We start from the raw sequence: 10432 nt of genomic DNA on the forward strand, positions 1-10432 counted from the left end.
GGCTGGACGCTTGAAGGCGGCCGTCTGCCCCTGGCCATGCGTACCGAACCCGGACCCGGCGGCCAAGGCGAAGAAACCACTTACAGCCTGGCCGTGTCTGTGCCGCGTCTGCCCTGGCTTGTAGATCAGGGGGTGGAGACCGGGCGCATTGACGCAGTCTATAATTCCCTGCGCGAAAACGTCATCCTGGCTGCGGGTCTTGTGCTGGCCCTGACAGGCATCATGCTGTCCGCCCTGTGGTGGTGGCTTGTGGGCCGCAGAGAGCGCGCCGTGGCCGACCAGTTGCGCCGCCTGTACCTTATGGTCAATCAGCAGAAACAGATTATGGACGGCGTGAACTCCGCTCTGTCGGCAGGGGTTGTGCTTAACGACCTTAACGGGATCATATTTTATGCCAACCAGAGCTTTGCGCATATGGTAGGCACGGATGCCAACAGCCTGCGCGGCCGTTCCTATACCGATCTGGGGCCGGATCTCGCGCGCAGCCTTGTGACCCATACGCTGGCGGTACACCAGACCGGCGACCTTTCAAGCTTTACCGAAACGCTGCCGGTAGACGGCAGCCAGCGCTACTTCTTTACGTCCTGCACGCCGTTTCGCGACGAGGCCGGGCGCATGTCGGGTGTGGTTTCGGTTTACAGCGACGTGACAGACCTCGCCACGGCCCAGCAGCGGGCGCAGCAGATGGTCAACCAGACCGTCAATGCCTTTGTGCGCGCGGTTGAAGCTGTTGACAGCTATCTGCGCGGGCATTCGACCCTTATGGCACAGCTTGCCGTGACCCTGGCCTATGGCCTTGAAAAAACGGATGCAATCACTCTGGCTACCTTGCGGACGGCGGCCAATCTTTCGCAGATAGGCATGATCCAGTTGCCCAGAGAACTGCTCACCAAGTCCGGTGTGCTCACGCCCGAAGAGCGCTCGCTGCTGCAACAGCATGTGGAGTATGCCAGACGCGCCCTGGAAGGCATTGATTTTGGCCTGCCGGTTCTGGAAGCCATTTCGCAGATGTATGAAAGGGAAGACGGCTCCGGTTACCCGGCCGGGCTTTCCGGAGACGCCATTTGCGAAAACGCCCGTATTCTGGCCGTGGCCAATACCTTCTGCGCTCTGGTTCGCTCGCGTTCCTACCGCCAGGCTATGAGTGTTGAACAGGCGCTGGGCATTCTGGAAGAGCAGCCGCCCAAGTACGACACGCGCGTGGTGGCGGCCCTGAGAACGTTCCTGGCCTCGGAGCAGGGCGCGGCCTTTCTTGCGCTGTTGAATGACAGCCGGGATGATAAATCTGAACATGAAGGCTAGCGTGGTCATACATGCGGATATTGTTTTTAAATTCGACATTTCCCGGGCGTTTTCGTTCCCTGGCTCAGGCCTTTGGGGCTGTTCGTGAAAACACGGTGCTTTTTCTGGCCGAAGCCGGGCAGAAAGTAGCGCTTGCCGGAGTACGCCGGCTGCGCCTGCCGCCAGCTGCCCCCTGTGATAGTGATGACCCGGCGGAAAGGGAGATCGTCACGCGGTTGCGGCGTGGAGCGCGCGCGGGCAATACTTTGCTGGGCCTGCGCAAAGACGGCTTTTTCCCTGATATTGTCTGCGCTTCGGCCGGCATGGGCGGCAGTTTTTATTTGCGCGACATTTTTCCCGATACCTTTTATGTGGGGCAGGGCGACTGGTTTTATACGCCGGGCGAAAGCCATTGCTTTTTCAACAGGGGAAAACCGCGCCCGGCTGCGGATTTTGCCCCGGCAAGGGTCGCGAATCTTTGGGAATATAACGCCTTGGGCGACTGTGATCTGGCCGTAACGTCATCGTTGTGGCAGAGGGAGCAGTACCCTGAATTTCTGAAAAAAAAGCTGCACGTTGTGCACAGCGGCATTAACCCCCGCTTTTTTTCCCCGGTGGAAAGCCAGGACGAACATGCGAAAGAGCTTGTCAGTTTTTTGGGGCCGCCGCATGAACCGGCGCGTGGCTTCCAGCAGTTTGTTGAATGCCTGCCGCACCTGCTTGCGCAACGGCCCAACTGCCTGGTGCTGATTGCCTGGCTTGAAAGCGCGACCCCGGGTGGTGGTATGCGCGGCAAGGAAGAAGAAGCCCTGCAACGGGTAGACAGCCTGAATCTGCCGCCGGAGCAGAGAGTTCGTGTGCATGTGCTCGGCTCGCGCTCACTCAGGGAGTATCGGGAACTTTTGCGGTCCTCTACGGCCCATGTTTACCTGGCCGCGCCCCATTCGCTGAGTACCGGCCTGCTGGAGGCCATGGCCTGCGGCACCCTGGTGGTCGGCTCTGATACGCCGCCTGTGCGGGAAATCATCCGGGACGGCGTCAACGGTTTTTTGTGCGGCTTCTGGGATGCGGAATGCATGGCCCGCACGGTTGCCCATGCGCTGGAAAATGCCTCTGCACTCGGGCAGGTGCGCGTTGCCGCACAGCAGACCATATTGCGGGAATTCGATGCGGAAGTGCAGACGCGGCGGCTCATGAGCCTCATCCTGCACAGCATGGAGCAGAAAAAAAGCAAGAAAAACACCGGGGCATAACCGGATTGTCTTGCAGTATCAGTCTTTTTTAAAAATAAAAAAGCCGCGCGCCCCGAAGATCATGCTATCCATAACGGCTCGCGGCAGCGTGCTTTTCCCCATACAAAGCAGCAGAACAGGCCGCCTTTGGACAAAAGCTTCATCATATTACGTGATGAGCATGGCCAGGCGGGCCTCAAATTCATGTTCCGGCTCGGGCTTGGCATAGTAGTAGCCCTGGGCCTTGAAACAGCCCAGCCGCATAAGAATGGCCGCCTGCTCGGCGGTTTCCACGCCTTCGCAAATAACAGACATTTCAAGGTCCAGAGCCATGCGTATGATATTGCCAAGCACTGTCTGCGCCCTCTGGCCAGGCAGGTCGCGCAGGACAAAACTGCGGTCGATCTTGATGACGTCGGCATTGAGCATCTGCACGAGCCCCAGTGAGGAATAGCCCGCGCCAAAGTCGTCAATGGCGGTTTTAAATCCATACTGCTTGAGCTGGATAAGGCGCAACCATGCCGCCTCGGGATTTTTCATGATGGCGCTTTCGGTGATTTCCACTTCCAGCAGTTCGTGGGGGATGGAGTAACGGTCAGCTATTTCTGCCAGTTGCCGTGGGAATTCGGGCCGGTCAAAATGCACGCGCGAGAAGTTGCACGAAACCGTGTACAGCGGCAGGTTGCGCAAGCGCCAGCTTTGCATGGCTTTGCAGACCTGCGTGAACACGTGCATGTCAATGTCCATAATCAGGCCATTGCGCTCGAAAAGGGGGATAAAGCTGTCGGGCATAAGCAGGCCGCGGGTGGGGTGATTCCACCGCACCAAAGCTTCGCTGCCGATAATGGCGCCCGTGCGCATGTCCACCTTGATCTGATACCAGGGAACCAGTTCGCCCTCCTTGATGGCAGTTTCAAGCCTGCCGTTAAGCTCCTGATGTAACAGGGCTTCTTGCCGCATCTGTTCATCGTAGAGCATCAGGCAGGTGCTGCCGTTGCGCTTGGCCTCACGGCGCGCATAATTTGTCAGATCAAGCATGAGCTGCACATCGCGGCCCTCTGTGCCGCTGACGATGTAAGCGCCATATACCGTTTTGATTTTATATGGCATTTCTTCTTTTTGCCGCCATATATCCAGATTGTCCTCCATATGGCGCAGCCGCGCCAGCAGCAGCTCCCATCCTTCATAGCGCAGCAGCATCGCGTACATGTCGGCCGATGCGCGGGCGCAAAGTTCGCCTTCACCCACATTGCTTCGCAATATGTCGCCATATGCACGTAACAGTTTGTCACCGCAGGAAAAACCAAACTGGTCGTTGATTGCCTTGAACTGGCAGATATCGCCAAACAGCAGCACATAGGCCTGATTGCCCGTATTGGCGAGCAGCCTGGCGCAGTCCTGGCGGAATTTGTAAAGATTGGGCAGGCCGGTGAGCATGTCGCGGTGCAGCAGCATCTGTATGCGCTTGTTGCTGTTGGACTTGATGGCAAGGCTGATGCCCATGAGCAGGGTGACTGTAAGAAAAAAGAGCATAAGAGCGCTGAACGTGCTTACAGGATTCTGGCTGATGAATTCTGCAAGCGTGGTTTCACGCTGTAGCGGGTCTGCAGTGGGCGCCATACCGTCGACAGGGCTTTCCGGCAAGGATTGCAAGCCCTTGTCCAGAATGGAATACAGGCGCAGATCTGCCTGGCGCGAAACACCCATCCTGATATTGCTGATATATTTGTCCGCAGGATTCACAGACAGGCCCGCGTAACGCGGATTCTTCAGCAGATGGGCTGCTGCGTAGACATCGGAATAGGTCGTGTCCGTTTCACCGTTGACAAGGGCATCCAGGCATTCCGTGAGGTTATCGTAGTAGTGCGCTTCTTTGTCTTTGTTGTCGGCGGCCACCTGACTTGAAATCAGGCAGCCCCGCCGCAGAGCGATGCGGCGTCCGTTCTGGGGCGAGCCGTCACGGCGGTACACCTGAACCACCGCTGTGCGCAGATACGGGCGCGTAGTACGCATGAACAGTTCTTTATCCCACAGGAAATTGCCGGAAAGAGCGCAGACGACATCTACTTCGCCGCTGGTGACCATACTCAGGGACTGGGCCATGGACATGGGAACGAACTGGAACCTGAGCCCCGTTGTCTGCCGGATTTTATCGAACAGGTTGGCAACAATCCCCGAAAAAGCCTGTGTCTGGGGATTTTCCCAGGTCAGCGGGGGCCAGTCCGGGTCATATGCCACGATAACGGGCTTGCCTTCATTGAGGTACAGATGCTCATCGAGAGTAAAAAGAGACTGCTCGGCCATATTGACGGAAAGATATCTGCCGTACAGCTCATGAGTGGCGGAGACGCGCCGCGCGATCCGGCGCTGCTCTTCATTGAGCGTGGCAAGCAGCCGTGATTTACGGGGATTGACGGCAAAATAGAAAGGTTCCGGAGAAAAATGCGCCACCACGCGAAGGGGCATGTCGCGACGGGGCAGGCTGGTGGCAATGCCGTCCACCTCATTGTCGTGCAGGGCTTGCAGCAGGGCCGTGGTATTGGTGTAGGCCACCGGGTGCAGGCGTATGCCCATCTTGCGGGCATACGCAACAAGGGCGGGGGCATCCCTGGTGCCGGCAATAACACCCACGCGCATGCCGTCAAAGCTCGCAGGCTTGTCGTGCCTGTAGCGCGCATCGTCCGGTTTGACGGCAATGGAGACAAAGGAAATGGCAAGGGGCAGGTCGGGAAAGAGTATGTCTGTTTTCCGGCCGGGAAGAAAAAACGTGCAGGGCAGCAAGTCTATCTGGCCGTGCTCAAGCAGTTGGAGACCGCGCGGCCAGTCGTCGCAGTCCACGATCTTGTAGCGTATTCCGGTATTGGTCGAAATTTCGTGCAGAATTTCAAAAACCGTTCCGTGGTAATGCCCGTCACGGTCACGGGTCATATAGTCGCCGAATTCAAAAAAGCCTACACGCACGACCTCTCCAGCAAGAGCGGGCGTGGAAAATAACAGATAAACCGCAATGGCGAGGACCGGCAGAAAAGTTCTGTACTGAAGCATTTTCATGAGCGCTTTCCTCAGGTTTCACACATCGTTAGGGAAGCGTTTGCTCTATGCTGCCTGCGCAGCAATATCATGTGGTTTTTTTGGGGGGCAGGGCCGCCGTGAACTTCAGGCTACGGGCGACACCATCGCACGATAAAAGCGTGTACCTGTCATGCCGCTGTATACGTCGCATGACGGGGGGACATCTGGGATCCAGCCGCAAACGTGCATCGGAATCGCAGCAAATGATAAATCACTCTACCTTTATGGAATTGCTGATGCAAGTATCAAAAGTTTATTACGCCTAGTATATGCTTTTTATTGTGTAAATATTATTAATTTTTATCTTAATATCTTGAAATAAAAGCAGAAAAATATATATTTGATACAGGGGGCGGTATCATGTCGCTAATGATGCCAGTTCGTATTGCTACTTTGTAGTGCGTAGTGGAAAGAAGGCAGCTCATTTTTTAATACATATTTTTATAAAGATGTAATTATATGTTTCGCTATAGATATTATGTATTAAAGTTGTAGATGTGTCTTTATATTTTATTGATGCTGTTTATTTGTATTTATGTATTTAGATTAATAATCATATATTATTAATATAATATAGTTATGCATAATATATAACTATGGTGCTATGGTTATTTTTTGTTGTATACAAATATAATAATATTTAAAACTTATGCACATAAGTGTTTTTAAAATTGTCATTTGTGCAAACTATGTATGTACTGGAAAAAGAAATAACAGGAATTCTTGATATATGGATAGTTTTAAAGAGGTATTTTACGGCTATATGCGGCAAAAAAAGAATAAATATGGAAAATATGTAAACTATGGTTCTCGATTTGTGAGTGCTATAGTTCATATTCATCGGCGAGTTTTGGTGTAATTAATACTTATGAAAGTATATCCGTACCTTTCGGGCGCCATTGCAAAGGTGATTGAGGCCTTGCGCGCAGAGCGCGGCATGACCAAGTCATCGCTGGCTGACTTTGCCTGTCTCGAGCGACGCTATCTGCGCGACATTGAACAGGAGCTGAAACGACCGACGGTCAATGCCGTCTACTCTATCTGTGAGGCGCTGCGTGTGCCGCCGGAGGAGTTTTTCAGGAGGGTTTCGGAAGAAATTGAGAAAAAAAGAAACAGTGAACGTCGCGTCCATTGTGGAAAAGGCGTGTCCGGCATGAAAAAAATTGATGGAAAAAAGGCCTGAAAAAAAGAGCGCGAGCGGCGTGGCCGCCGCTCGCACTCCTGTTTGCAAGGGCTACCGGCCGAGGCAGGCCCGGACAGCGGCAAGCAGCTTGTCAATGGCTTCGGGCCGCGCGCCTTCGCCCATAACGCCCACGCGGATGACCTTGCCGGCAAGTGCCCCAAGGCCGCCCGCCACTTCAATCTTGTGCTTTTCGCGCAGGCAGGCGCGCAGGGCGTTGGCGTCCACGCCGGCGGGCGGAATGAAGAGGTTCACCTGAGGGGCCGCGCCTTCCTTGACATACAGGCTGAAGCCCAGCTCCGCCAGGCCGTCGGCCAGGCGATGGTGCATGGCCTTGTGCCGCGCAAAGGCCGCATCCAGGCCTTCCGTCAACAGGTTGTCCAGCGCCTGGTGCAGGCCGTAATACATGTTGATGGGCGCGGTATGGTGGTATACGCGGGGGGAGCCTTCCCAGTATTTGCGGATAAGTGAAACATCGAGGTACCAGTTGGGTACTTTGTGTTTGCGCTTGGCCATGGCGTCCAGGGCGGCCTCGGAAAAAGAGGCGGGAGCAAGGCCGGGAGGCACGGAAAGGCATTTTTGCGAGCCGCTGTAAAAAGCGTCCACTCCCCAGTTGTCCACCTGCATGTCCACGCCGCCGAGGCCGGCCACGCTGTCTACCATATAAAGGGTGTCGCCGCCCTTGACCAGCTCACCGATCTCGGCAATGGGGTTGTTGACGCCCGTTGATGTTTCGGCATGCACCACCGCCAGGATCTTGTAGTGCTTTTTGGCCAGCTGTTTTTTAACATCCTCAACGTTTACGGGCGTGCCCCAGGGGCTTTCCACCACGTCCACATCTGCTCCCAGGCGCGAAGCCACCTCTACCATGCGCGAACTGAACACACCGTTGTTGACAACAAGCACGGCGTCGCCCGGTTCCACCAGGTTCACAAAGCATGCTTCCATACCCGCAGAGCCGGTACCCGACAGGGGAAAGGTTACCACGTTGCCGGTTTTGCACACGGCCCGCAGTTGGTCCTGAATGGCATCCATAACCTTGATGCAGTCGGGGTCAAGATGCCCCAGGGTAGGCAGGCTCATGGCCTGAAGAACGTTGGGGGCAACGGGGCTGGGGCCGGGGGCCATCAGCAGAACATGGTCAAGTGATCCCAAAACTGTACTCATGGCAGTCTCCTGTGGTTAACGGCTATGCCCGTCAGGGCTGGGTAGTGCGACGTCCGTACAGACGGGCGTCCGCTGCGCGGTACGCAGCTTAAATTTTTTATTTTTCAAAAAAATTTTACGATACCATGCGGCATCTGTCCAGCGGGCGAACGGACTTTTCCCACGCCGCGACAAAAAACTGTGCGCTGGTCCGCATGCCGTAAAGGCTGGCGGCGGAACAGTGCGCCATGTTCCGGCGTCTTTTCAAAGTTTCATAATCCTGATATGCCTTGCCGAATCATTTTAACACACGAGCCGGCTATGAAAAAAGAAACACCAGAGCTTCACCGTGCCTTGAAGAACAGGCACATTCAGTTGATCGCCCTTGGCGGGGCCATTGGCACGGGCCTTTTTCTCGGATCTGCGGGAACCATCCAGATGGCCGGGCCGGCGGTTATACTGAGTTACGCCATTGGTGGTTTTATCGCCTTTCTCATTATGCGCCAGCTTGGCGAGATGATGGCGCAGGAGCCTGTGGCCGGCTCTTTCAGCAACCTTGCCTACAAATACTGGGGCGAGTTCCCTGGTCTTCTTTCCGGCTGGAACTACTGGATTCTTTATGTTCTGGTGGGCATGTCGGAACTGACGGCCGTGGCTGTTTATGTGCAGTACTGGTTTCCCGGCATTGAGCCGTGGCAGACCACGGCTTTTTTCTTTATTCTCATCAATGTGGTCAATCTGGCGCAAGTGGGTGTTTTCGGCGAAATGGAGTTCTGGTTTGCCTCCATCAAGGTGGCGGCCATTGTGGCCATGATCGCGCTGGGGACATTTCTGCTCGCCACCGGGGGCGCCGGACCCGATGCCAAAGTAAGCAACCTTTGGGAATATGGCGGCTTTTTTGCCAGAGGCTGGGGCGGCGTGTTTACCTCGCTGGCGGTGGTGAGCTTTTCCTTTGGCGGGCTTGAGCTTGTGGGCATCGCCGCGGCGGAAACTTCTGATCCGCAAAAAACCATTCCCAAGGCCGTCAACCAGCTCATCTATCGTATTCTGATCTTCTACATCGGCGCGCTTACCGTGCTTCTGGCACTGCACCCCTGGAACCAGCTTGGCGCTTCCGTTGACAAAAGCCAGTGGGCCGAGGCCATGGTAGCCAGCCCCTTTGTGCAGATTTTTGACCTCATAGGCATTCCTTCGGCCGCACATGTGCTCAACTTCGTGGTGCTGACTGCGGCCCTTTCCGTGTATAACAGCTGTGTCTACTGTAACAGCCGCATGCTTTACGGCCTGGCGCTTCAGGGCAATGCGCCCAAGGCTTTGGCCGCTGTGAGCGCCAGGGGTGTGCCGGTTTACGCGCTGATGATTTCTTCCGGCGCAACCCTGTTGTGCGTGTTGCTGAACTTCGTTATGCCCGCCAAGGCCCTTGGTGTGCTTATGGCCCTGGTGGTGACGGCTCTTGTGATCAACTGGGCCATGATAAGCCTGACCCACCTGCGGTTCAGGGCCGCCAAGATAAAGGCCGGGGAAAAGATAGTTTTCAAGGCGTTCTGGCACCCCTGGTCCAACTATCTCTGTCTTGTCTTTATGGTGGTAGTGTTTGTGGTGCTGGTGCAGATAGACATGGCCGTTTCCGTCTATGTGGCTCCCATCTGGCTGTTCTTCGTGTGGCTGGGCTACAAGATGAAGAAGCACTATACGCAGTAGCGCCGCTTCGGCTTCGCGGGGCCTGCGTGACCCTGGCTGAGAGGCGCCCTCGCTGACAGTCTTTATTTCAAGCTGCCTGTTTTCAGGAAAGGTCCCTTTATATTGAAGGGGCCTTTCTTTTTGCCGCCTGGCCCGATCAGCCGGATAAGAATATGGTGCTCCGGCTGGGGGTATTGCCGGCTGGTTCACTTTTGCAGTGGCGCGGGCTATCATGGGCTGTCTGCCGCATTTTCCGGCAGCACGTTTGCGGGCACTGCCCGCCCAGAAAGGAAAGAAAGGTTCACACCAATGCAGGACAAAAGTATTTTTCAGCTCAGCCGGGGCGAATGGGCGCTGGTTGGCATAACCATAATATGGGGCACGACCTTCCTGATCATCCGCAACGCCCTGGACGTGACCGGGCCGCTATTTTTTGTGGGCCTGCGTTTTGGTTCGGCGGCTGTGGCGCTGACGCTTGTTTCTTTGCCTGTCCTGCGCGGCCTGACCCTGCACGAGCTTTTTGCGGGGTCGATCATAGGGCTTTCGCTGCTGGGGGGCTACGCCCTGCAAACCTTCGGCCTGCAAACCATTACTGCCAGCAAGTCGGCATTTATAACGGCTTTTTATGTGCCTACAGTGCCTTTGCTGCAATGGCTCTTCATGCGGCGCGCACCCAGCAGGATGGGCTGGCTCGGCATCGGCTGCGCGCTGCTGGGCCTGATCATGCTGGCCGGGCCGGATGGCGTTTCGCCGGGCTTCAGCACCGGGGAACTTCTTACCCTGCTGGGGGCTGTAGCCTGCGCTTTGGAGATTTTGTTCATCAGCTACTTTGCCGGTACGG

At 55.5% G+C, this 10432-nt stretch carries 7 protein-coding genes; 5 read left to right on the top strand and 2 right to left on the bottom strand.

Annotated features, from left to right (window positions below):
- A partial coding sequence (locus QZ377_RS07945; RefSeq protein WP_291440630.1) for an HD domain-containing phosphohydrolase occupies positions 1-1302 on the top strand: 1302 nt, incomplete at its 5' end.
- Positions 1303-1313: 11 nt separating this feature from the next.
- Positions 1314-2534, top strand: a complete 1221-nt coding sequence (locus tag QZ377_RS07950) for a glycosyltransferase (protein ID WP_291440631.1) — start codon at positions 1314-1316, stop codon at positions 2532-2534.
- A 147-nt stretch (positions 2535-2681) separates the two neighbouring features.
- Here QZ377_RS07950 and QZ377_RS07955 read toward each other — a convergent pair whose 3' ends face one another.
- Positions 2682-5564, bottom strand: coding sequence for an EAL domain-containing protein (locus QZ377_RS07955; RefSeq protein ID WP_291440632.1), 2883 nt, complete (start codon positions 5562-5564; stop codon positions 2682-2684).
- Between the two features lie 889 nt (positions 5565-6453).
- On the opposite strand from QZ377_RS07955, the gene QZ377_RS07960 reads away from it, so the two are divergent.
- Positions 6454-6768, top strand: a complete 315-nt coding sequence (locus tag QZ377_RS07960; protein ID WP_291440633.1) for a helix-turn-helix transcriptional regulator — start codon at positions 6454-6456, stop codon at positions 6766-6768.
- A 51-nt stretch (positions 6769-6819) separates the two neighbouring features.
- On the opposite strand, the gene QZ377_RS07965 is transcribed toward QZ377_RS07960, so the two are convergent.
- Positions 6820-7932 (bottom strand): alanine--glyoxylate aminotransferase family protein, encoded by a 1113-nt coding sequence (locus QZ377_RS07965; RefSeq protein WP_291440634.1) that lies wholly within the window; start codon positions 7930-7932, stop codon positions 6820-6822.
- Between the two features lie 300 nt (positions 7933-8232).
- Between QZ377_RS07965 and QZ377_RS07970 the strand changes: the two genes are divergently transcribed.
- Together QZ377_RS07970 and QZ377_RS07975 are read left to right on the top strand one after the other, a co-directional pair.
- Positions 8233-9612 carry an amino acid permease gene (locus QZ377_RS07970; protein ID WP_291440635.1) on the top strand — a complete coding sequence of 460 codons (1380 nt, stop codon included), beginning with the start codon at positions 8233-8235 and terminating at the stop codon, positions 9610-9612.
- A gap of 288 nt (positions 9613-9900) precedes the next feature.
- Positions 9901-10432, top strand: a 532-nt coding sequence (locus tag QZ377_RS07975) for an EamA family transporter (RefSeq protein WP_291440636.1), incomplete at its 3' end; no start/stop codon positions are given.

This window comes from Desulfovibrio sp., from assembly GCF_019424165.1.
In the GTDB taxonomy this organism is placed as follows: domain Bacteria; phylum Desulfobacterota; class Desulfovibrionia; order Desulfovibrionales; family Desulfovibrionaceae; genus Desulfovibrio.